Origin of the sequence: Aeromonas sp. 600479 (assembly GCF_049175515.1) — a bacterium.
In the GTDB taxonomy this organism is placed as follows: domain Bacteria; phylum Pseudomonadota; class Gammaproteobacteria; order Enterobacterales; family Aeromonadaceae; genus Aeromonas; species Aeromonas veronii_A.
Genome location: NZ_JAAKVF010000016.1, coordinates 1 through 21881, shown reverse-complemented (window position 1 = coordinate 21881; position 21881 = coordinate 1). Strand labels below are relative to the sequence as shown.

Annotated in this window: 25 protein-coding genes; 15 read left to right on the top strand and 10 right to left on the bottom strand. The window is 58.5% G+C overall.

Annotation, left to right across the window (positions count from 1 at the left end; genetic code table 11):
- Nucleotides 1–60: 60 nt before the first annotated feature.
- The 3 genes from pspA to pspG are packed head-to-tail and all read left to right on the top strand — an operon-like array spanning nt 61 to nt 1196.
- A complete protein-coding gene (gene pspA, locus G5149_RS15935) occupies nt 61–723 on the top strand; it encodes a phage shock protein PspA (RefSeq protein ID WP_227341434.1) in 663 nt (220 codons plus the stop codon).
- 2 nt (nt 724–725) lie between these two features.
- Nucleotides 726–932: a PspC domain-containing protein gene (locus G5149_RS15930; RefSeq protein ID WP_124241612.1), complete on the top strand. Its 207-nt coding sequence runs from the start codon at nt 726–728 to the stop codon at nt 930–932.
- 45 nt (nt 933–977) lie between these two features.
- Entirely contained in the window at nt 978–1196 is a 219-nt protein-coding gene (gene pspG, locus G5149_RS15925; RefSeq protein ID WP_005343128.1) for an envelope stress response protein PspG, read from the top strand.
- Between the two features lie 78 nt (nt 1197–1274).
- Here the strand turns inward: pspG and G5149_RS15920 are convergent, their stop codons facing one another.
- The gene (locus G5149_RS15920; protein ID WP_421212945.1) at nt 1275–1613 is read right to left on the bottom strand and encodes a GIY-YIG nuclease family protein; all 339 of its coding nucleotides are present in this window, start codon (nt 1611–1613) and stop codon (nt 1275–1277) included.
- Between the two features lie 44 nt (nt 1614–1657).
- On the opposite strand from G5149_RS15920, the gene G5149_RS15915 reads away from it, so the two are divergent.
- Nucleotides 1658–2392 carry a substrate-binding periplasmic protein gene (locus tag G5149_RS15915; RefSeq protein ID WP_005343130.1) on the top strand — a complete coding sequence of 245 codons (735 nt, stop codon included), beginning with the start codon at nt 1658–1660 and terminating at the stop codon, nt 2390–2392.
- Here the strand turns inward: G5149_RS15915 and rarD are convergent.
- A complete protein-coding gene (gene rarD / locus G5149_RS15910; protein ID WP_421212944.1) occupies nt 2374–3264 on the bottom strand; it encodes an EamA family transporter RarD in 891 nt (296 codons plus the stop codon). The two genes, G5149_RS15915 and rarD, sit on opposite strands and share 19 nt — an antisense overlap.
- Nucleotides 3265–3363: 99 nt before the next feature.
- Here rarD and G5149_RS15905 point away from each other — a divergent pair, with 99 nt between their 5' ends.
- Nucleotides 3364–3951, top strand: a complete 588-nt coding sequence (locus tag G5149_RS15905; RefSeq protein WP_421212943.1) for a uracil-DNA glycosylase family protein — start codon at nt 3364–3366, stop codon at nt 3949–3951.
- Between the two features lie 3 nt (nt 3952–3954).
- Here the strand turns inward: G5149_RS15905 and G5149_RS15900 are convergent, their stop codons facing one another.
- Nucleotides 3955–4812, bottom strand: a complete 858-nt coding sequence (locus G5149_RS15900; protein ID WP_421212941.1) for a DMT family transporter — start codon at nt 4810–4812, stop codon at nt 3955–3957.
- A 91-nt stretch (nt 4813–4903) separates the two neighbouring features.
- Between G5149_RS15900 and G5149_RS15895 the strand changes: the two genes are divergently transcribed.
- Nucleotides 4904–5794 carry a LysR substrate-binding domain-containing protein gene (locus tag G5149_RS15895; protein WP_064341638.1) on the top strand — a complete coding sequence of 297 codons (891 nt, stop codon included), beginning with the start codon at nt 4904–4906 and terminating at the stop codon, nt 5792–5794.
- Between the two features lie 9 nt (nt 5795–5803).
- Here the strand turns inward: G5149_RS15895 and znuB are convergent, their stop codons facing one another.
- Together znuB and znuC are read right to left on the bottom strand one after the other, a co-directional pair.
- The gene (gene znuB, locus G5149_RS15890) at nt 5804–6583 is read right to left on the bottom strand and encodes a zinc ABC transporter permease subunit ZnuB (protein WP_236358704.1); all 780 of its coding nucleotides are present in this window, start codon (nt 6581–6583) and stop codon (nt 5804–5806) included.
- A 21-nt stretch (nt 6584–6604) separates the two neighbouring features.
- Nucleotides 6605–7381: a zinc ABC transporter ATP-binding protein ZnuC gene (gene znuC / locus G5149_RS15885; protein ID WP_040067025.1), complete on the bottom strand. Its 777-nt coding sequence runs from the start codon at nt 7379–7381 to the stop codon at nt 6605–6607.
- Nucleotides 7382–7474: 93 nt separating this feature from the next.
- Here znuC and znuA point away from each other — a divergent pair, with 93 nt between their 5' ends.
- Together znuA and G5149_RS15875 are read left to right on the top strand one after the other, a co-directional pair.
- Nucleotides 7475–8413, top strand: a complete 939-nt coding sequence (gene znuA, locus G5149_RS15880; protein ID WP_236294292.1) for a zinc ABC transporter substrate-binding protein ZnuA — start codon at nt 7475–7477, stop codon at nt 8411–8413.
- A 67-nt stretch (nt 8414–8480) separates the two neighbouring features.
- Nucleotides 8481–9155: a transglutaminase-like cysteine peptidase gene (locus G5149_RS15875; RefSeq protein ID WP_005335848.1), complete on the top strand. Its 675-nt coding sequence runs from the start codon at nt 8481–8483 to the stop codon at nt 9153–9155.
- On the opposite strand, the gene G5149_RS15870 is transcribed toward G5149_RS15875, so the two are convergent.
- A complete protein-coding gene (locus G5149_RS15870) occupies nt 9150–10091 on the bottom strand; it encodes a TAXI family TRAP transporter solute-binding subunit (protein ID WP_421212939.1) in 942 nt (313 codons plus the stop codon). The two genes, G5149_RS15875 and G5149_RS15870, sit on opposite strands and share 6 nt — an antisense overlap.
- Nucleotides 10088–11386 carry a LapD/MoxY N-terminal periplasmic domain-containing protein gene (locus tag G5149_RS15865; protein WP_421212937.1) on the bottom strand — a complete coding sequence of 433 codons (1299 nt, stop codon included), beginning with the start codon at nt 11384–11386 and terminating at the stop codon, nt 10088–10090. Before G5149_RS15865 ends, G5149_RS15870 begins: the two co-directional genes overlap by 4 nt.
- A 259-nt stretch (nt 11387–11645) precedes the next feature.
- On the opposite strand from G5149_RS15865, the gene mepM reads away from it, so the two are divergent.
- The gene (gene mepM / locus G5149_RS15860) at nt 11646–12983 is read left to right on the top strand and encodes a murein DD-endopeptidase MepM (RefSeq protein ID WP_005343143.1); all 1338 of its coding nucleotides are present in this window, start codon (nt 11646–11648) and stop codon (nt 12981–12983) included.
- 73 nt (nt 12984–13056) lie between these two features.
- Here the strand turns inward: mepM and G5149_RS15855 are convergent, their stop codons facing one another.
- Nucleotides 13057–14001, bottom strand: coding sequence for a D-2-hydroxyacid dehydrogenase (locus G5149_RS15855; protein ID WP_421212935.1), 945 nt, complete (start codon nt 13999–14001; stop codon nt 13057–13059).
- 162 nt (nt 14002–14163) lie between these two features.
- Here G5149_RS15855 and G5149_RS15850 point away from each other — a divergent pair, with 162 nt between their 5' ends.
- On the top strand, nt 14164–14745 hold the full coding sequence (locus G5149_RS15850; RefSeq protein WP_216979520.1) for a YjaG family protein: 582 nt from the start codon (nt 14164–14166) through the stop codon (nt 14743–14745).
- Between the two features lie 71 nt (nt 14746–14816).
- Here G5149_RS15850 and G5149_RS15845 read toward each other — a convergent pair whose 3' ends face one another.
- The gene (locus G5149_RS15845) at nt 14817–15296 is read right to left on the bottom strand and encodes a MarR family winged helix-turn-helix transcriptional regulator (RefSeq protein ID WP_421212933.1); all 480 of its coding nucleotides are present in this window, start codon (nt 15294–15296) and stop codon (nt 14817–14819) included.
- Nucleotides 15297–15459: 163 nt separating this feature from the next.
- Here G5149_RS15845 and G5149_RS15840 point away from each other — a divergent pair, with 163 nt between their 5' ends.
- Nucleotides 15460–15987 (top strand): hypothetical protein, encoded by a 528-nt coding sequence (locus G5149_RS15840; protein ID WP_069526903.1) that lies wholly within the window; start codon nt 15460–15462, stop codon nt 15985–15987.
- A gap of 9 nt (nt 15988–15996) precedes the next feature.
- Nucleotides 15997–17595: a BCCT family transporter gene (locus G5149_RS15835; protein WP_005363036.1), complete on the top strand. Its 1599-nt coding sequence runs from the start codon at nt 15997–15999 to the stop codon at nt 17593–17595.
- A 118-nt stretch (nt 17596–17713) separates the two neighbouring features.
- Here G5149_RS15835 and G5149_RS15830 read toward each other — a convergent pair whose 3' ends face one another.
- A complete protein-coding gene (locus G5149_RS15830) occupies nt 17714–18952 on the bottom strand; it encodes a multifunctional CCA addition/repair protein (protein ID WP_421212931.1) in 1239 nt (412 codons plus the stop codon).
- A 237-nt stretch (nt 18953–19189) separates the two neighbouring features.
- Between G5149_RS15830 and mutY the strand changes: the two genes are divergently transcribed.
- The 3 genes from mutY (at nt 19190) to mltC (ending at nt 21741) form a co-directional block, all read left to right on the top strand.
- Nucleotides 19190–20242, top strand: a complete 1053-nt coding sequence (gene mutY / locus G5149_RS15825; protein ID WP_421212929.1) for an A/G-specific adenine glycosylase — start codon at nt 19190–19192, stop codon at nt 20240–20242.
- An 8-nt stretch (nt 20243–20250) separates the two neighbouring features.
- On the top strand, nt 20251–20523 hold the full coding sequence (locus tag G5149_RS15820; RefSeq protein ID WP_005343152.1) for an oxidative damage protection protein: 273 nt from the start codon (nt 20251–20253) through the stop codon (nt 20521–20523).
- 114 nt (nt 20524–20637) lie between these two features.
- Nucleotides 20638–21741, top strand: a complete 1104-nt coding sequence (mltC, locus tag G5149_RS15815; protein WP_216979516.1) for a membrane-bound lytic murein transglycosylase MltC — start codon at nt 20638–20640, stop codon at nt 21739–21741.
- The last annotated feature ends 140 nt before the right edge of the window (nt 21742–21881 follow it).

Genomic DNA, 21881 nt, shown 5'->3' with positions numbered 1-21881 from the left:
GGCACGGCTCTTGTAATGCAATGGGAAGAGATAGCAATCCCATCAACAAGGAGCCAGACCATGAGCGTATTCAGCCGCCTGACCGACGTGATAAATGCCAACCTGCACAGCCTGCTCGACAAGAGTGAAGAGCCGGAGAAGATGCTGCGCCTGATGATCGAAGAGATGGAGCAGGTGCAGGTCGAGATGCGTACCCAGGCCGCCCGCGTGATTGCTGAACAGAAACAGCTGGAGCGTCACCAGCAGGGGTTGCAGGCGCAGATCCTGGAGTGGTCGGCCAAGGCCGAGCTCGCCATCCAGAAGGGACGTGAGGATCTGGCCCGTGCCGCCCTCACCGAGAAGCTGGCGGAGGCCAGGAAATGTGAACAGCTGGAACAGGACAAGGCCCGGGTGGCCGAGGTGCTGGCCCAGCTTACCGCCGACAGCGAGCGACTGGCAGCCAAGCTGACCGAGGCGCGGGAGAAGCAGAAACTGCTGACCCTGCGCGAGCAGACGGCCCACAGCCGCATTCGTGCTCGCGCTCAGGTGGACAACCAGCGCATGCATGAGCTGATGGCGCGCTTTGACGGTTTTCAAGGCCGGGTCGAACAGCTGGAAGCCCAGCTGGAGGCGGCCATTTTGGGGCAGAATCCCTCGCTGGAGGCCCAGTTCCGCGAGCTGGAGCTCAATGACGAGATAGAGCGTGAGCTGGCCCGTCTCAAGGGTCAGAAGGTGGAGGTATAACCATGACTCCCTGGCCCAAGGATCTGGTGCATCGCAAGCTGACCGGCGTTTGCGCCGGCATTGCCCAACGGCTGGGGATCTCCAGAGTGACGGTGCGAGTGGTAGCCCTGCTTGCCCTGATCCTGGTGCCACCGCTGGCACTGGCTGCCTATCTGCTGGCGGTGCTGGTGATGCCGCCCCGTTATGAATTGAAACGCTGGCTGGATTGACCGCAAGGCAGCCCGGCGGCACTGAGTGCCCGTAAGGAGCAAGTTATGCTGGAATTTTTCATATTGCTGGGAGTGTTGCTGGTGATGGCACTGACCGGTTTTACCCTGGTTGCCATGCTGCTGGTAAGCGGTGTGTTTGTGTTGCTGGGGCTGTTGAGCGGCATGCTTGCCCTGATCATCAAACTGGCTCCCTGGTTGCTGCTGGTGTTGGTGGTCTGTTGGCTTATCAGCCACCGTCGTCAGCGCAACAATACCTATCTGTAGTGGCACAATACGTCGTGTGATGCTCCCTGATTTCCCCTTTTCGGCCACTCATCGAGTGGTCTTTTTTTCTGGCAATATTCAGGGGGAGTCGATTAACCACTGCGGGCTCCAGCTCTGCCAAATCGCGGGGTGCAGGATCAGCTGCTCCTTGAAGGATTTTGGCTGCTGCTTGAGGCGATATTCGATGCGCAGGGCCACCCCCTTCTCGCCGACTTCCTGCTGCCAAGCCAGCGTCAAGGGCCCCTTGCCGCGCAGGGCGCGAGCCCCTTTGCCATTCTGGTGCTGACGCAGACGGCGTAGCGGATCCGTGCTGATCCCGGTATAGAGCAGGCCGGTGGCGGTACGCACCATATAGACAGACCAGCGGGAAGAGGGGGATGGTTGTGGTGTCGGTGTGGTGGTTGCGGGTTTTCTCATTCAAATTCTCTGTGCCAAACTCAGAGGCAGCTCAAGGAGGTGCGATGAGGGTTTGGTTCTGGTTGTGGTTGCTGTTGTCGGTGCCGGCTCAGGGGGAGACGATTCGTCTCTACGATTACCATCAGCATCCGCCTTTCAATACCGGTGGAGATACTGGGCTGAGCCACGAGTTGGTCAAGTATCTCAATGAAAAGCTGGGGGGTGAACCCAGAATAGAGCTCTGGTTGGTTAATCGCGCCCGGCTGGCGCTGGAGATGGCGGATCCCGACTTCGATGGTCTGGTGGTCTGGGTCAATCCTGCCTGGGTGGGAGATCCCCATCGCGAGCGCTATTTGTGGACCTTTCCGGTGATGCGCGACACCAACGAGCTGATCTCGAACAGCGACAAGCCGATCACCTATCGCGGACCCGACTCCCTCAAGGGGTTGGTGTTTGGCGGGGTGGAGGGCTACCGCTATCAGGGGATCGACGATGCGGCAGCAAGGGGAGAGCTGGAGCGTCACGATGCCAAGAAGGTGAAGACCAATCTTGAGCTGCTGGTGCGCGGCCGTATCGATGTGACCCTGGTGCCAGGCTCCGCGCTGGGCTTTTTCATCGACTCAAACCACTATCAGGGCAAGCTGTTTATCTCCCCCTTCCCCCAATCCAGCTATACCCGCCATATTCTGTTGCCCAAGTCTCGTCCCGAGCTGCATGCCATCCTCAACGACATCGCCGAGCAGATGGACAAGGATCCCCGCTGGCACAAGGTGTTGGAATCTTATCGCGGTACGCCCTGAGGGCGACGCTTGAGCCGGTGCAATGGCAACAGGCTAACCAGCAAACCAGCCCAGACGAAGGCGAATCCGACTGCCTTTATGGGATCCGGCGCCTCACCAAACCAGTAGATGGCGAGCAGGAAGGCGAGGCTGGGCTCGATATATTGCAGCAGCCCCACAGTGCTCATCCGGGTTCTCGCCACCGCATAGCAGAAGAGCCCCACCGGCAGCAGAGTAGCGGGCGCACTGCCCATCAGCAGCAGCTTGTCGGCCAGATCCCCGTTCACGAATGCCCCTTCCCCGTGCCACGCCAGTGTGCCGATGATGATCAGCGCGACGGGCAGTTGCACCATGGCTTCCAGATAGAGGCTGGTGCCGGTGTCGTAGTGGATCTTCTTCTTGATAAGGCCATAGCAGGCGAAGTTGGCCCCCATGATGAGGGAGAACCAGGGGAGTTGGCCGTAGCAGAAGAGCATGTAGGCGAGCCCCGCCAGCGCCAGGGCGACCGCCAGATGCTTTTGCGGGGTGAGTCGCTCTTTGAGGAAGATGACGGCGAATACGATATTGAACAGCGGGGTCATAAAGAAGGCGAGGCTGGTGGTCAGCACTTGCCCGGTAGTGAGGCACCAGGTGAACATGCACCAGCTGATGGACATAACGGGGCCGGCCAGCAGGATTAGGCCGAGCTGGCGCGGCTCGCTGCGCAGTTGTGCCCAGGGCACCTTGTGGCCAAGCAGCAGAAACAGGCCGCCAAGCAGGATAACCGACCAGAGCACACGGTGGGAGATGAGCTCCCACATGTTGACCTCGGGCATGAATTGATAATAGAGCGGCAGCATCCCCCACAGGATGAAGGAGAGGGTCGCGGTGCCGGTACCTAGCCAGTTTTTCATTATTATCCGTTTATTAAATTAAACGCTCATGGCGATAGTAGGGGGCGCGCCCTGTTTCCACAAGAGGGAAAACAGGGAAATGCTGGTACTATCAACGTCATGCAGCGAATCGATAAGTTGTTTGAGCAAATCAGGGCTTGCCGTCTGTGCGAGGCTCACCTGCCGCTGGGGCCTCGTCCGGTGATCCGCGGGGCCGAGAGTGCCCGCCTGCTGATCATCGGTCAGGCGCCCGGCACCCGGGTGCATGCCAGCGGTATCCCGTGGGATGACCCCTCCGGTGACCGACTGCGCCAGTGGCTCGGTGTCGATAAGGCCACCTTTTACGACGAATCTCGCATCGCCATCATGCCGATGGGGCTCTGCTATCCCGGCAGGGGAAAATCCGGCGATCTGCCGCCGCGCCCCGAATGTGCGCCTACCTGGCACGACAAGGTATTGATGCTGCTACCCAACATCGAACTGACCCTGCTGATCGGCCAGTATGCACAAGCCTACTATCTGCGGGGGGCGGCTAAAGGGTCGCTCACCGAAACGGTGCGAAGCTGGGCCGACTATGGCCCCAGCTGGCTGCCGCTCCCGCACCCTTCACCGCGCAATAGCCTCTGGCTCAAAAAGAATCCCTGGTTCGAGCAGGAGATCGTCCCCCATCTGCAGCAAAGGGTCGCCCCGCTTCTGGGGAGACCCTGAGTATTAGAGCGCTGGCTCGGCCAGCGGTTTTGGCTTGCTGCGCGCCATGGCGATAAGTGGCAGGACGATGCAGATACAGCCCAGCAGCAGCGGCAGGCCCGGCTGCTCGTCAAACAACCATACCCCGATGGCCACTGCCATCAGCAGACCGGTGTACTCCGCCGAGGCGATCTTGCTAGCCTCCGCCTTGCGATAGGCCACCACGCACAATCCCGCATAGACCATGATCAGCGCCGAAGATCCGAAGGCGGGCCACCACATCTGCCACTGCCAGTCGCCCCCTTCCCACAGTGCCAGCGCCAGAATGAAGGGCATGCTCAGCACGTTGGTGAAAAACAGGGTCTGGGCGATGGGCTGCTTGAGCGGGATCCGCTTGATCAGCAGGTTGTTGAGCGCCATCGACAGCGCCACCCCAAGCGCCGCCAGAGCGGCCCAGTTCACCTCGGTCGGGCGCAGCACGATCAAAACCCCGATAAATCCGATGACTGCGGTCAGCACCTTCTGGCGCGAGATCGCTTCCCTCGCCATCCACACCGCCAGCGGCACCATCATCAGGGGGGCTGCATAGAAGAGGGCATTGGCGGTAGCGAGCGGCAAGCGGGTGAGGGCGACCACCATCAGGCAGACACCGACCGCCCAGATATGCGCCCGCAGCAGGTGCCACTTGATGGCCAACGGTGGGTTGCGACGCCATGACCAGAGCAGCCAGGGCATCAGCAGAAGGGCTGCAGAAACTTGGCGGAAAAAGACAAACTGGAAGATGGGCTGATCCGGCTCCAGTACCTTGACCAGCGCATCGGAAAAGACCGCCACCATATTGCCCAGCACCAGATAAAGGATGCCGATCCCGACTGCATTCATACCACCTCCCACTTCAGATGAGGGGAGGGTAGCGTGCCGGTTGATATCCAGTAAAATGATAAAAAATGACCACCCATGAGATATTTAGATAATGAAGCTCCCTCCCCTGCGTGCGGTGCAATATTTCGAGGTGGTGGCCCGGTTGCTCAGCTTCTCCCGCGCCGCCCTTGAACTGAACGTCAGCCAGAGTGCGGTCAGCCACCAGATCCGCCTGCTGGAGGATTTTCTGGGTGAGCGCTTGCTACTGCGTCAGGGGCGGTTGCTCTCGTTGACGCCGCAGGGGGAGAGCTACTTCGAAGGGATTGCCGCCGGGCTCAGCCAGATTGCCCAGAGCAGTGAACAGTTGCGTGGTGGCGGCGAGATGCGAGTCCGGCTCGCGGTCTACAGCTCGTTTGCGGTGAAGTGGCTGATCCCCCGCTTGGCCGGATTGCGCCAGCTCTACCCCGAGCTGGACTTGAGTCTGGAGATGGTGGCGGAGGATCCCGAACTCTCCGATAGGGTGGCGGACTGCTTTATCACCGTCTCACCCCACGGGCGTGGTTACTGTCACGATCTTATCTATCAGGAGCGGCTCTTTCCGGTCTGCAGTCGCCGTCTGTTGCAGCAGGTCAGCGGGGAGTGGCCTGATGCCATCTGGCAGCTGCCGCTGCTTTCGGTGCAGTCCATCTACAAGGCGAGGGGGGAGGATTGGCTGCGCTGGGCCAAGGCGGGTGGGCTGGTGATTCCGGACGAGGCGCGGATGCACCATTTCAGCCATGTGCTGCTGGCGATGGAGGCGGCGGCCTGGGATCAGGGGGTGGCATTTGTGAATGACTATATGCTGCGACCCGATGATCCCCAGCTGGTGGCCTTGCCGGTACACCAGCTGGAGACGGGGGATGCCTTCTACTTTACCTGCAAGCGCTCGCGGGCCCATGAGCCCGCCATCAGCCGGTTGCGCCAGTGGCTGATGATGGAGACACGCCAGAGCATGCCGCTCTAGCCTGCACCGTTACGCTCTCTTGAACTGGCTCAGCACAAACAGGCTGGTGGCGCAGACGACGACCGAAGGCCCAGCCGGGGTGTCCTGGTACCAGGAGAGGGTCAGCCCGCCGAGCACGGCGAGACAGCCGATCAGCGCGGCAAAGCCAGCCATCTGCTCCGGTGTCTGGCTGAAACGGCGGGCGGTAGCGGCGGGGATGATCAGCAGGGAGGTGATGATCAGCGCGCCAACAAACTTCATCGCCACGGCGATCACCAGCCCAATCAGCAGCATCAGTACGCAGCGCAACATATCGACCCGGATCCCTTCTACCCGCGCCAGCTCTTCCGAGATGGTCATGGAGAGCAGGGGATCCCACAAGCGCCACAGGGTAAGCAGTACCAGCGCGCCACCGCCGTAGATCCAGAGCAGATCCATCGGTTGTACCGAGAGCAGGTCGCCAAACAGGTAGGCCATCAGATCCACCCGCACATTATCCATAAAACTCAAGGTAACCAGACCGAGCGACAGGGCGCTGTGGGCCAGAATGCCGAGCAGGGTATCGGTCGCGACCTGCTGGTTGCGACTCATGATCACCAGCAGCATCGCCATGGCGAGGCAGCAGACCACTACCGCCAGGGTGAGATCGACCTGCAGCAGAATGCCTAGTGCTATGCCGAACAGGCAGGCGTGCGAAAGGGTGTCGCCAAAATAGGCCATCTTGCGCCATACCACGAAGCTGCCGAGGGGACCGGCCAGCAGGGCGATGCCGAGACCGGCCGCGAGTGCGTATAACAGAAAGCTGTCCACTTGAATGTCCTGTTGCTTGCGCTATTTGCTGTGAGCGTTGTTGCGAGAAGGCAGGCGGATGATGGGGGCCTGCGGTTCATGATGATGGTGTTCGCCATCGCAGTGGTGATGGTGGGTATAGACCGCCAGCACCTCCTGCTCCGGTCGCCCGAACAGACGGGCAAATTCGGGGTGGCGGGCCACGCTTTCCGGCTCGCCATGACAGCAGACGTGGCGATTGAGGCAGATCACCTCGTGGGTGCTGGCCATCACCAGATGCAGGTCGTGGGAGACCATCAGCACGGCGCAATTGAATTCGGCGGCGAGCTGGCCGATCAGGGCGTAGAGCTCGATCTGGCCGGTGATATCGACCCCTTGCACCGGCTCATCCAGCACCAGCAGCTCGGGCTTGACCAGCAGGGCGCGAGCCAGCAGCACCCGCTGCATCTCGCCTCCGGAGAGCTTCTGCATCCGGTTCTCAAGTAATCCTTCTGCGCCCACCCGGGTCAGCGCCTCCTCGATGGAGAGGCGGCTGTTTTTGCCCAGTTGCAAGAAGCGGCGCACCGTCAGCGGCAGGGTGGGATCCAGATAGAGGCGCTGGGGCACATAGCCGACTCTCAGATCGCGGCTGCGAGTGATCTTGCCCGAATCCGGCGTGAGCAGACCCAGCACCAGCTTGCTCAGGGTGCTCTTGCCCGCCCCGTTGGGGCCGACGAGCGTGGTGATTTTGCCTTTATTGAGGGTAAAGGAGACCTTGTCGAGCACAGAGCGTCCATCAAACGAGAGAGAGACCTCTTTCAGCTCTACCAGTTGGCTCATGACAACTCCGGGGTTTACAGCCAGTGAGAGTTATAATATAACAAAAAACGGCTGTTATATTATCACATACTCATCCCCTGACGAGATTCACCAATGAGAATTATTGCGCTTTTCACTGCCCTGCTGGCGGTGACTTTGCCTGTTCGTGCCATTGAGGTACTGACCACCATCAAGCCCCTTGGCTTCATCGCTGCGGCGATCACTGACGGGGTGAGCGAGCCCAAGGTATTGCTGCCGACCGGTGCCTCTCCCCACGATTTCTCCCTGCGTCCGTCCGATATTCGCAGCATCAACAGTGCTGGGCTGGTGGTGTGGGTTGGCCCCGAGCTGGAAGGGTTTATGGCCAAGCCGCTGGCCAATCATTCCCATGCTTTGGCCCTGACTCAGGTTGAGGGAATGCCGCTGTTCAACTACGCGACTCAGGATAGTCATGACTCCCATGACCATGATGATCACGATCATGCCGCCCACGAGCACGGTAACCATGATCATGATGAAGGGCATGAGGGACATCATCACGAAGGGGTCGATCCCCATATCTGGCTTGGCCCGATGCAGGCCAAGGTGATTGCCAAGGCGATCGCAAGTGAATTGGGCAAGCTGGATCCGGCCAATCAGGCTCGCTATGACGCCAACCTCGCGGCATTTGATGCCAAGGTGGATGCCAAGGACAAGGTGATTGCCGGCCAGATGAAGGCAGTGAATGAGAAGGGGTACTTTGTCTTCCACGAGGCGTATGGCTACTGGGAGCGCCATTACGGCATGAGTTCAAAAGGTCACTTTACCGTGAGCCCTGAGCGTCGCCCGGGCGCCAAGACCCTGGTGGATATCCGCAAGGCACTGGAAGAGAAGCAGGCGAGCTGCATTTATGCCGAGCCGCAATTCTCACCGGCTGTGATCGAATCGGTGGCACGCAATACCGGCGCCAAGGTGCTGTTGCTTGATGAGGTGGGTGAACAGGTACCGCTCGGCCCGGATGGTTATCCCCAATTCATGCAGCAACTGGCAGACGCATTCGCCCAGTGTCGCTGATCGCCTGCTGAGCCTCTCATCCGGAGGGACTATACTGACCTCCAGCATCTGACATGGAGTGTCCGGTATGAAATGGTTGTTGATCCCGGCTTGCACGTTGGCGCTATGTTGCGCCAACGTGCAGGCTTCGCGTCTTTCCGAATATATTGCCAGTCCGGATCTGCGGGCCAAGCTGCAGGAAGTGTATGGTGGCCGCGCCATTCAACGGGCCGAGGCTTTTTCTCGCCTGCTGACCCCCAGGGCGGGCACCACGGATCAGCAGAAAATCGAGCTGGTGAACAACTACTTCAACAATCTGACCTACAGCGAGGATCCCAAGCTGTGGGGAGATGAGGATTACTGGGCCAATCCGCTGGAGTTCATCGGCGCCCGGGGTGGGGATTGCGAGGATTACAGCATCTCCAAGTACTACACCCTGATGGAGCTGGGGGTGGATGAGAAGAAGCTGCGACTGGCCTACGTCAAGGCGGTGCGTTACAACCAGTTCCACATGGTGACTCTCTATTTTCCGACACCCAAGGCTGACCCACTGGTGCTCGACAACATCAACAGCCGGATCCTGCCGGGCAGCAAGCGTACCGATCTCATTCCCGTTTACAGTTTCGATGCCAAAAGCATCTGGATCATGAAGTCACGGCGGGAAGGGACGCTGGCGGGGAGTGCCGATCGGTTGGCGCAGTGGACATCGATGAAGACCCGCTTCTCCAGCGAGCAACTGCGCTCTCCCCGTCGTCAGCTATAGCTTGCCCGCCGCCTTTAACTCATCGAAATATTTCGCTGCGCCCGGATGCTGCTCAATACTCAGCACCGGGCCGGTTTTATTGCGTGCCCGGTGAAACATATTGGCGTAGCCATAAGTCTGCTCATTGAACTTGGTCTGCTGGGCCAGCATGGCCTTGGTCAGGCGATAGACAGACTCTTCCGGCATGGTGGCATTGGTAACCAGAGTGGCGGCAATGGCAAAGGTGGGCGTCGCCTTCAGATTGCCGGGGTAGATGCGGGCGGGCACCTGACTGCGTTGGTAATATTTGACCCCCTTGAGTAGCTGATCACGGGTGGCCCCATCGATGGGGAGGAAACTGACTGCGCAACGTTTGGCGGTGTCGAGCACAATCCGGTTAGGGTGTCCCATCACAAGTGCAAATGCGTCGATCTGCTTGCTGCAGAGCGCATCCGGCAGGTTGGCCATGCTCTTCAGATCGAGATCCTGCTCTTTCGCTCCCAAGATGTTGAACAGGGTCAGCGCCGTCTGGCGGGTTCCCGAGCTCTTCAACCCCATGTCGATGGGGGCGAGCTTGAGCTGTTCCAGTGAAGTGATATCGCCATCGGCACGGATCACTATGGTGAAGGGCTCGGCATGGGTGGCAAACAGGGCGCGCAGCTCAGGTTGCGGCTGGGTGGCAAAAGGGCCCAAGCCCTGGCTTGCCTGATATAGCCAGTCTGACTGCACCATGGCGTAGGATGACTCGCCACTCTTCAGTCGCTTCAGGTTTTCTATTGAACCCGATGAGCTCTGCAGTGTGCACGCAAGTTGCTCGTCGACCTCATGAGCTAGACGGCAAAACTCTTTGGCTATCTGGTGATAAATCCCCTGCTCACCCCCGGTGGTGATAGTGACGGTTTCAGCCATCAGGCCGGATTGCCACAGCAGGGGCAACAGCATGGCGAGCTTCTTCATGATTGCGCCTCCTTGGCATAACCATCGATACCCCAGGTCCGCAGTTTGTCGATGTCGCGACACTCTCCCGATTCTGCCAGCAGGGTATAACCGGCGGCATGCATGGTTTGGGAGAGCAGATTCCAGTAGAGCGGCTCATCGGTCAGCTGACAGCTGATAAAAATGGGATTGAGCGGGTCAAGTTGATTGAAGGTATCCGCATTGAGGGGAATGGCGCTGAAGGCGAGCTCACACCCCTGTTCCTGCAACGCAGCCAATATGGCTTGGCCGTGGGCGGGAAAGGTGACCACATCCCAGCGCCAATCCAGTGTTTTGCCGCGGCCCTGGCTTAGCAGGGGGAAGATCTCGGACCATTGCGGGTGATTGAGCAGGGAGAGGGGCAGCAAGATCCCCTCTATGTGAGAGTGCTGCCACTGTTGCAGGGCGCTCTGGATGGTTGCGAGAGCGCTGTCGGCACCGAGGGGCTGACTGGGCAAGAAACGCTGATAGAGCGCGATCTCCCCTTGTGTGGAGACAAATTTTTGCAGTTGCCCGCCTTCCGGCAGTGGGCTCACTCCTTGCAGCGGCTGTGGGGGCGTCAGTGGCAGCTGTTTTCCCAGCTGGGTGATTTTGAGTCGTTGTTGCAGCAGATCCCGTTTGCGTTCGGAAACCAATTGGTTGATGGAAAGTGCCACTTCTTTGAGGTCTTGCAACCAGGGAGTGGGCAGGGTGCTGTTGAACTGGTGTTTGCGGATACGGATCAGCTGCAGGTTGATCTGCTCCAGGGGCTGCAGCAGGCGTTTGCACACCAGGGAGATGATCAGGGTAAATACGACGAGGCCCGCCAACAGCGCCAGACCGGTGCGACTGATGGCATTCCACAGGTGCTGATAGGCGTAGCCGCTATGCCCCTCAAGGGTCAGAGTGCCCAGCATGCGCCAGCCATCTGTCAACTCTTGCTCAATTTTGACGGGTGGCATGCCGATAACAGAAGGGAGCCAGCCAGGGACATTTTGCTGGGTAGAGTGGAATACCTTCTGAAACAGCAATTGGCCATCCGGATCAACCAGAATAACCGAGCTGACGAAGCCGCCGTCAAACATGGCATTGACAATGGTTTCGGCCAGCACCTGATCATCATTGAGCAGGGTGCCTTGAAGTACCAGTCCAAGGGCTGTGATGGCGGTCTCCAGATTGGCCGACATCTGATCAAGGATTGACTGGCGGACCGTGGAGACTTCAAGAACGAACAACATAACTGCACCAATCAGGAACAGTACAAGGATTATCCAGCGCAACAGTTTTGATAACGTCATATCCACTCCATGGAAAAATTATCGCAACATTTGAATTTTTAATGCCGAATCGAGTCCGACCCGGCTCTTAAAAATAGGAAAAAATAGTTAAAAAAGGCGATCATTTCTGCCCATCAGGGCGTGTTATGCATAAAATGTGAGGTTCATGCAGATTGTGATGAACTATTTGTAATTTGTTTTGTCCAAAAAACAGTTTTATACGGTTTTGTCACAACTGACATCGCAATACTCTCTCTTGGATCTAAATACAGGATAGCGGATGAAACGTCTCCGTCCCTTGGTAGCACAGGCTGCCAATTGGGAACCACCGGTTCCCCGCAAACATTTTTACGCCATGCTGATGCTGACGGCCATGACCCTGTCAGCAGTGGCATTGCTGCCAGCGCCGGGGGATATCCTGGAGCGGCCTCTTCGCCTTGAGTTGCCCATTGATACCGCCGGTACAGCAACCAACGAAAACAACACCGATTTTAACGAAATCCCCGACCACGAACTGGTTGATCAGAGTGCGGCAGAGGACGATATCCCTGTTGATACCGCACCGCAGTGGCAGGATTACCGAGTGCGTAATGGTGAGAACCTGACCGCCATTTTTAACAATCTGGGACTCTCTACCACTACTCTCTACAAAGTACTTGATGCGGACAGCAAGAACTATCTGGCCAGATTGAAACCGGGCCAGACCATAGAGCTGCTGATCGATCAGGACAACATTCTGCAACAACTCAAGATCCGCTTGAACATCAAGCAGACGCTGGTGATGTCGCGCAGTGACGATGCTTATACTGCCTCCATGATCAACGAGAAGGTCGAGTGGCAGCCGCAGCGTTACAATGGCGTGATCAACGGCAGTTTCTATGTCAGTGCCCGCAATGCAGGCATTCCTGCCACTCATATCCAGAAGATTGCCAACCTGTTCCAGTGGCGGATGAACTTTGCTCAGGATCTGAAAAAGGGCGATAAATTCAAGGTTTTGGTACGCCAGGAGACGGTCGAGGGCAAGAGCACCGGTAACAGCCAGCTGCTGGGTGTGGAAATGATCAGTCAGGGCAAGACGGTGTCGGCCTGGCTCTCCGATGATGGCAACTATTACGATGGTCAGGGCAACAGCCTGGAGCGCGGTTTCCGCCGTTATCCGACCCACAGTCGTTACCGGATCAGCTCAAACTTCAACCCCGCTCGCAAGCATCCTGTGACTGGTGCTATCCGTCCCCACGAGGGGACCGACTTTGCCGTTCCGGTGGGTACCCCGGTACTGGCCACGGGTGACGGTGTGGTCCAGAAGGCGACCAGCCACCCGCTGGCGGGTACCTATATCGTAATCAAGCACGGTCGAACCCTCTCTACCCGTTATCTGCACCTGAGCAAGTTGCTGGTCAAAACCGGTCAGCGGGTGAAGATGGGCGACAAGATCGGCCTTTCCGGCAACACCGGTCGCTCGACTGGTGCTCACTTGCATTACGAACTGCGGATCAACAACCGTCCGGTTAATGCCATGACCGCCAAGCTGCCGATGGCTGAACCGCTCAGTGGCAAGGAGCGTCGCCAGTTCCTGGCCAAGGTGAAGAGCTACCGCAAGGAGCTGGCCGCCGGCTAATCGCTGTAGCCACTAGCTGAAATGAAAAGGCCCCGCCAGACTGGCGGGGCCTTTTTTGCATGCGTAGTGCTGGTCAGTAACCCTTGTCGAAGTCAATCTTGCCATCCAGTGGCTGGCCATCGATAAAGCGAATGTAGTTGCGTACAAATATCTGGGCCACATCCTCTGGAAAGCTGTAGGCGCTGTTGTGGGGGGTGACGATTAGGTTGGGTTGTCCCCACAGTGGACTGTCGGCGGGCAGCGGCTCCTGCTCGAATACATCCAGCACCGCCATTGCCAGCTTGCCGGTACGCAGTGCGGTGAGCAAATCGCCCGAGTGTACAGCGCTGCCACGACCGACGTTGAACAGGATGGCGCCAGGTTTGCAGTGTTCGAAGCGGGCGGCATTGAAGAGATGACGGGTATCGCGGGTGGCAGGCAGCACGCTGACGATGACATCGGCCTGCGCCAGCATCTTGTTGAGCGCAGGCAGCTGATAAACCTGGTCAAACCCGGCACGCTCCCGACCACTGCGGCTGATGCCCAGCACCTTCATACCAAAATGTTTGCCGGTGTGGGCGATATGCTGGCCAATGCTGCCGGTACCCAGGATCAGCATGGTTTTCCCTTTGAGCCCCTGATAGGGGTGACTCTGCCAGAGTCGTTGTCTTTGTTGTTCCCGATAGAGAGGAAGTTGGCGTGTCAGACTGAGCAGATGACCAAAGACATACTCGCTCATCAGCGGGCCGAAGATGCCGCGCACGTTGGTGAGCTGATAGTTGCGACGACTGTCCGGATCGAGCAGCACGTCGACCCCGGCATAGGTGGACTGGAACCAGCTCAGCTTGTTGGCTTTGGGCAGCAGTGGCTTGGCGCGGGCTGGCTCTGCCAGCAGAATATGGGCCTTGCCGATAAGTTGTTCGGCATCGCTCGGGTTGTCGGCCCGCAGAATGCGCAGATGAGGGAGGTTGGCCGCCTTGAGCAGACGTTCGTAGTGAGCATTATCCTGGCTGAGCAAAAGAAGGGTACGTTGGCTCATACTCTTGTTCCTTATCAGAATTTGCGGCGCGACAAGATGCCGCTCTCGTCCCATCTTACCCGAGTTGCCAGCGCAACATAGCCGACCAGGGCGCTTTTTCGTTTTCGCCACGCCCCTCGTGGGCTACAATCTGCCCCACATTTTGCAAAGGATCCGACTCCAGTGTTTGGTGACAAGTTTTATAAGCGGCTGGCCGAGCTACAGCCTTGGCAACAGACCGTCTACACCCTGGCGCTGGCAGAGCGCATGTACCCCAACTATGCCCTGTTCAGCCAGGCTTCCGGTTTTGGCAATGCAGATGCCTTCCGGCACGCGCTGGATCAGATGTGGAACTATCTGACCGTCAAGGGCTCACGTGTCAATCTGGGAGCCATTCTCGAAGAGTTCGAAGCCCATATTCCGGATCCCCGCAAGTTTGAATCCTACGGCGCCTATCCGGCGCTGGATGCCTGTGTGGCACTGGGCTGCGCCTACAACTCGGTGATCTGCCGGGTTGGCGAAGAGGCCAACGATGCCAGCCATGCCTCCGTTGGCACTGTGGCCGGTTTTATCGAGCTGCTGGAGGAGCGGGATCTGACAGAAGAGGAGCTCTACGAGCACGAGTACATGGAGGCCGAGCTGGAGTTTCAGGTCGAGTTGCTCAAGCGGGTTGCCCATGAGCGCGACAGCGATCGTATCCTGGCCATCAGAGCATTCGCCTCTCAGGATGGTGTCTCCAATATCGGTATCAGCCTGGAAGAGTAATTATCTCCGGTGCCTGATAGACAAAAGCTCCCGGTCGGGAGCTTTTTTTATGTCTGTCATTCTGTGGCTGTTTAAGCTTGCTCTTCGGTCAGGGGTCTGACGCTCAGCACCGGGGCAGCGTCGATTTCGTCTGCATTCATCATGGTGGAGATGCGTTGCAGGGAGGAGAGCAGCAGGGTCTGCTCCCAGGTTTCAAGGGATTGAAAGCGTTGGATAAAGCGCTCTTGCAGCGGGGTTGGGGCCTGGGCCAGCAGGGCGCGGCCTGCGTCAGTCAGTGTCGCGTGAACCTTGCGCTTGTCGGTATTGCTGCGAACGCGCTGCACCAGTTGGCGGCTCTCCAATCGGTCCATGATGGTGGTGGCGGTGGCCTGGCTCATGTTGGTGTGATCGGCCAGCTGACGCATGGAGATCTGTCCCAGCTCGTCGATCCCTTTGAGCAGCAAGAGTTGCGGGGAAGTGAGCCCGGCTTCTTTGATCAAGCGCCTGGAGTGCATGTCGATGGCACGAATAATCTGGCGCAGGGCGACCAGCACTTCATCATGTTTTTCCATGGGGTGTGCGTCATTGGAGGGCTATGGAGAGGGGCAAAATTTTCCGCCTAATTCGTCACAAGGTCAATATGGTTTTTGCTGTAATAATTTCTGCTCTAATTAATTTTGTGTTAGGTTGACGGGCATTTCACGGAATTCACCCTGACATTTGAGGAGCGAAATGATGAATGACGAGCTGGATATCAAGTCTCTGGTGGCCGAGTTACGTGTGGTCAGAGTGCGCTATGAACTGCCGGATACCTCGGCTTTTGTGCGCTATCAGCCTGCCTATGATGAAGACCCGAACAACCTCAAGGTACACCACTATGATGGTGAGTTACCCCTCTCTTGCAGTGAGACAGGTACTTTCAACCTAAAGGAGTTGGTTAATGAATTGCGCTACGCCTATGTGCTGGTGCACCTCTTTCCTGACGAAAGTGCCATGAACTTCTATCTGACTGGCCTCGATACCGGCCTGGCACAGCTGGAGTTCATCGGTGGCTCTTACGACTTCAATCGCCTCTGGATCACCAGCGGTGTCTCCAATCTGGGCGTCCCCATGGCCATCTTCCTTGGCAAGCGTCACGCCGTGAATGGCCAGCCCTCGGTTTCGCTGGTGGATCACCGCGAACAGGCGGCTGGCAAGCTGGTCTATCGCGCCATCGGCGGTGCCGGTGATCATGTGGGCGAAGACTTTTTCAACAACGACTAAGGAGGCTGGATGCGAGCAAGCAAAGGGCTATTGAAAGGCCTCAACCCGACCATGGCCATGACGGCCCTCACCGTGATCACCCTGTTTTTGCTGTTTGGCGTATTTGTTCCCGATACCGCGGCCGCCTGGTTTGTCGGTGCCAAGGATCAGATTATTGCCGGGTTCAAGTGGTACTACATTCTGGTGGTCGCCCTGTTCCTGTTCTTCGCTGTCTACTTGATGTTCAGCCGTTTTGGCAGCATCCGGCTGGGTGACGACGACCAGGTACCGGAGTTCGGCTACTTCGCCTGGTTCTCCATGCTCTTTAGCGCTGGCATGGGGATCGGTCTGGTGTTCTGGAGCATCGCCGAGCCGATGAACCATCTGCAGGGCAATCCGTTCATTACCGAAGGGATGACCCCGGAAGCGGCCCAGATCGCCATGCGCCTCACCTTTTTCCATTGGGGCCTGCACCCCTGGGCCATCTATGTGATCGTCGGCCTGTCACTTGCCTTTTTCAGCTACCGGCGCAAGTTGCCGCTGGCGATCCGCTCTGTGCTTTACCCCATCCTTGGCGAGCGGATTTACGGTTTTTGGGGCCATGCGGCCGATGTGCTGGCCGTGTTCGGTACCGTGTTCGGGGTGGCGACCTCCCTTGGACTGGGGGTCTCCCAGATGAATACCGGTCTCAACCAGATGTTCGGCATGGACGTATCGCAATCCAACCAGCTTTGGCTGATTGGTGGCATCAGCCTGATCGCCACTCTGTCGGCGGTCTCCGGGGTCGGGCGCGGAGTGAAAATCCTCTCCGAGCTCAATATCTGGCTGAGTGTCTTCGTGCTCGCGCTCTTTCTGGTGCTGGGGCCGACCACCTATATCCTCAACGCCTATGTACAGAACATCGGTGATTACCTGCAGAACATCGTCAAACTGAGCTTCTGGACCAACACCGAGGCCAACGGCACCTCGGCCTGGCAGTCGAGCTGGACGGCGTTTTACTGGGGCTGGTGGATTGCCTGGGCGCCGTTTGTCGGCATGTTTATCGCCCGTATCTCCAAGGGGCGTACCATTCGCGAGTTTGTGCTAGGTGTGCTGCTGGTACCCTCGCTGCTCGGCATGTTCTGGCTCACCGTGTTTGGCGGTACGGCGATGAATCTGGAGCTGTTTGGTGGCGGTGGCGTGGTCGCTGCGGTCAATCAGGATGTGACGCTGGCGCTCTACAAGACGGTCGAGCTGCTGCACTGGGATACCTTCGGCTGGATCGCCAAGGCCGTGTTGACCCTGCTCATCTGCACCTACTTCATCACCTCCAGTGACTCGGGCACGCTGGTCATCACCACTCTGCTCTCCATCGGTGATCAGGAGCCGCCGGTACTGCACCGCGCCGTATGGGGTCTGGGGCAGGGGCTGGTTGCCGCTATTCTGCTGGTTTCCGGCGGCCTGGCAGCCTTGCAGGCGGCCAGCATCATAGCGGCGCTGCCTTTCTCGGTGATCATGCTGGCGATGTGCTATTCGCTGATGCTGGGGCTCAAGCAGGAGAGTCAGCGCCAGTTCGAGTATCGCCAGAACCTCAAGCGCCACGATGGCTCATCCCATATGAGCCTGATGGAGCGAATTGGTCCGGCATAACGGCACCAGCAGGGGTTAGCACCCCTTTACATATAAACTTGGATGCAAAACGGCCGCCCTGGCGATGCTCTCCTTGCGGAGCTCATCATCAGGGCGGCCGTCTGTTATGGGGCCGAGGTTACTCTTCGATAAAGGTCCACTCATCCTTGATGCGGCTGATGGCATCGGTCCGCTTTTTGGCGAGCTGCTCCTTGATCTCTTCCCCTTTGAAACCGGCTGCCACTATCTCTTTCACCGGCACCGCTTGGGCGGCAGCCAGCGCTTCGGCCACGTAGTCCGGCTCGGCGTAGACCCGCTCCTCGAAACCGGTACGACCGTGGAAGTCGGCGCGACAGGCATCCAGCAGCTGGGCAAAGCGCTCGGGGCGACGCCAGGCATCCGCCTTGTCGAACACTTTGAGCAGGGTGACGGGCTTGAGCTCAAAGGCGATATGGATGTGGGTGTGCAGATCGCTCACCAGCAGCGCCAGATCCCGGCACTCGTTGGGTACCCGGAACCGCTCGCACAGGGCACGAATAAGCGGCAGCCCCTTCTGGCCATGACCGTGATGGCTTGGCCAGAACTCCTTGGGGGTGACTCCCTTGCCAAGGTCGTGGCAGAGGGCGGCAAAGCGGACGGTCAATTCCGGGGAGAGCCGGCACGCCTGCTCCAGCACCATCAGGGTGTGGATGCCGGTGTCGATCTCCGGGTGCCACTTGGCCGGGGCGGGGACGCCAAACAGCGCATCAATCTCTGGGAACAGTGCCTTCAGGGCGCCGCACTGGCGCAGCACCTCGATAAAGATCTGCGGGGTTGGTCCCAGCAGCACTTTTTCCAGCTCTTTCCAGACTCGCTCCGGCGTGAGGTGGGCCAGCTCGCCAGCGGCCGTCATCTCGCTCATCAGGGCGAGGGTCTCCGGCGCTATGGTAAAGCCCTGAGCGTGGAAGCGGGCGGCGAAGCGGGCGACCCGCAGGATGCGCAGCGGATCTTCGGCAAAGGCAGGGGAAACGTGGCGCAGCAGCCGTTTTTCCAAATCCTCGATGCCGCCGTAGGGATCGTGGAGCTCTCCCTGATCATCTTCGGCGATGGCGTTGATGGTGAGATCCCGGCGCAGCAGATCCTGCTCGAGCGTCACATCGGGGGCGGCGTGGCAGACAAAACCGGTGTAGCCCTGACCCTGTTTGCGTTCGGTGCGGGCGAGGGCATACTCCTGCTGGGTTTTGGGGTGAAGAAACACGGGAAAGTCGCGACCGACCTGGGTAAAACCCAGCGCCAGCATCTGTTCCACGGTGGCACCGACCACCAGATGATCCCTGTCGCCCTGCGGCAATCCCAGCAGGCGATCCCGCACTGCGCCCCCAACCAGATAAGTCTGCAAACCGTCTCTCCCGTCATCAATCGTGGGGCCGAGTATATCGTCTTTGTTACCGCTTTGCTGCCTGACCACCACCTGCCCGCAGTGCCAGTCAGCGCGGCTTTGACTTGGGCGTGACGAGGCCTTACGCTGCCGCACCAGACAGCTGGCGCTGTGCTGCGGGATGACTTTATGCCCGCGCAGGCCAGATGAGCCGAAGGAACCGCAGAGTTCCCCTTATATCAACGACATGAGAACAACGTGAATCAATCAACCTTCGCAAGCCGGGTTCTGGAGTGGTACGAGCTTCATGGCCGCAAAACCCTGCCCTGGCAGCAGGAGAAGACCCCTTACCGGGTCTGGGTCTCGGAGATCATGCTGCAGCAGACTCAGGTCGCTACAGTCATCCCCTATTACCAGCGTTTTATGGCGCGCTTCCCCGATGTGGTGGCGCTGGCTGATGCCCCTGTCGACGAGGTGCTGCACCACTGGACCGGGCTTGGCTACTACGCCCGGGCCCGCAACCTGCACAAGGCGGCCCAGCAGATCCGCGATCATCACCATGGTCTCTTTCCCGAGCGCTTTGACGAGGTGATGGCGCTGCCGGGGATTGGTCGTTCTACCGCCGGGGCAGTGCTGTCGCTCTCTCTTGGTCAGCCTCACGCCATCCTTGATGGCAATGTGAAGCGGGTACTCACCCGCTGGCTGGCGCTGCCGGGCTGGCCCGGCCAAAAACAGGTGGAGAACGAGCTGTGGGAGATCGCCATCCGGCTGACTCCCAAACTGGGGGTGGCGCAATACAATCAGGCGATGATGGATATCGGGGCGACGATCTGCACCCGCAGCAAGCCAGCCTGTGATCGCTGTCCGGTGCGGGCCGATTGCCAGGGGCTGTCGCAAGGCAAGCCCACCGCCTACCCCAATAGTAAGCCGAAAAAGAGCATTCCGGCACGGGATGGCATCATGTTGCTGATCCGCCATGGCGATGAGTTGCTGCTGGAGAAGCGGCCGCCACAGGGGATCTGGGGCGGGCTCTACTGCTTCCCGCAGGCGGCTTTGCTGGCGGAGGTGGAGGGTCTGCTGGCGTCCCTTGGCCTGAGTCATCACGGTTATCGGGAACTGGCCGGTTTTCGCCATACATTCAGTCACTTCCACCTCGATATTCGGCCGCTGCTGATTGACATTGATGAGGCGCAGCCGCTGCGGCTCATGGAAGCAGATAACCGACTCTGGTATAACTTACGCCATCCTGCCGAGGTGGGGCTGGCGGCCGCCACGGCCCGTCTGCTCGCCTATCCAGAGTTACAACCATAGAGGTCAACATGAGCCGTACTGTATTTTGCCAACGCCTGAAAAAAGAGGGCCCGGGTCTGGATTTCCAACTCTATCCCGGTGAGCTCGGCAAGCGAATTTTTGACAACATCAGCAAGGAAGCCTGGGCCGAGTGGCAGAAGAAGCAGGTGATGCTGATCAACGAGAAAAAGCTCAACATGATGAATCTTGAGCATCGCCAACTGCTGGAAAAAGAGATGGTCAGCTATCTGTTTGATGCAGGTGAAGTGCAGATCGAAGGTTACACCCCTCCCAGCCAGTAAACGATTGAACTGTAGTACCTGTGAGCGGGGATTGGGCCAAAGGTGGCTAGCCTCCCCTTGTTTACTCGCGGCATATGAATGATGGGCGGCAGTGCCGCCCGGTTTGAGGATCCTATGGGCCGAATTTTCTGGCTGCTGTGCACCCTGCTGTTTCTCTCTGCCTGCTCATCCTCCCCCAAGCCCAGCGGGAGTGAGGATGACGATCTCGTCAACGGCAAGGACATCCGCGGTTTTGAACACATGATCAGTGCGCTTTCCCATAATGTGAACGAGATATGGGGACGAGAGGCGCTGTTTGCGGGCAAGTTTGACTACGTCAAATACACGGATCAGTACAAGAGCCGGGCCCATATTGACTTCTCCAGCGGCCATATCATGGTCGAGACTGTCTCCGGCATCGACCCGCGCGCTCACCTGCGTCGCGCCATTATCGAGACCCTGCTTACTCCGGACGATCCAGCCGAAGTGGACCTTTACTCCGATCGGGAAATCATGCCCGGTGGCGAGCCTTTCCTCTACGGTCAGGTGCTGGACAATCAGCGCCAGCCTATTCGTTCATCCTGGCGTGCCGAGCGCTACGCCGACTATCTGCTCAACACTGCGATGAAGAAGCGTACACTGGGGATTCGCACCATCTTCTTCGTCGATATTCCCATGGTGGCCAACCACGAAGACAGGCGGGGCTACAAGTATGCCAGCCTGATCCGTGAAGCTTCCCGCAAATACGGGGTCTCTGAAAGCCTGATCTATGCGGTGATCAAGACCGAGAGCAGCTTCAACCCCTATGCGGTGAGCCATGCCAATGCTTATGGACTGATGCAGGTGATCCCGGCTACCGCGGGTCGTGATGTCTATGTGCGGGTCAAGGGTAAGAGTGGTCAGCCTACCCGGGAAGACCTGTTTAATCCGGCTTACAACATCGATGTCGGTACCGCCTATCTGCACCTGTTGCAGACCGTCTATCTGGCAGATATCCAGGATCCCCAGTCCCGCCGCTATGCGGTGATCTCCGCCTATAACGGCGGTGCTGGCGGGGTGCTCAACACCTTCTCCAGCGATCGCAAGGCGGCCCCCGGCATGATCAACCAGCTCTCCCCCGAGGCGGTCTATCAGGTACTGACCGAACAGCATCCCAAGGCAGAGGCACGGCGCTATCTCTACAAGGTCAATCAGGCCGAGAAGGGATTCAAACGCAGTTTTGCCAGCCGCTCCGGTTAACTGGTTGCAGTCGTCGACAGAAAAAAGAAAAGGGCGCTTTCAACAGCGCCCTTTTTACGTCTGGTGTCCCGTCCTGAATATGGTTTACACCTTTCCTCCCAATAAATGGAGAACCGGATGGGACAAGGTGTGAAACGGAC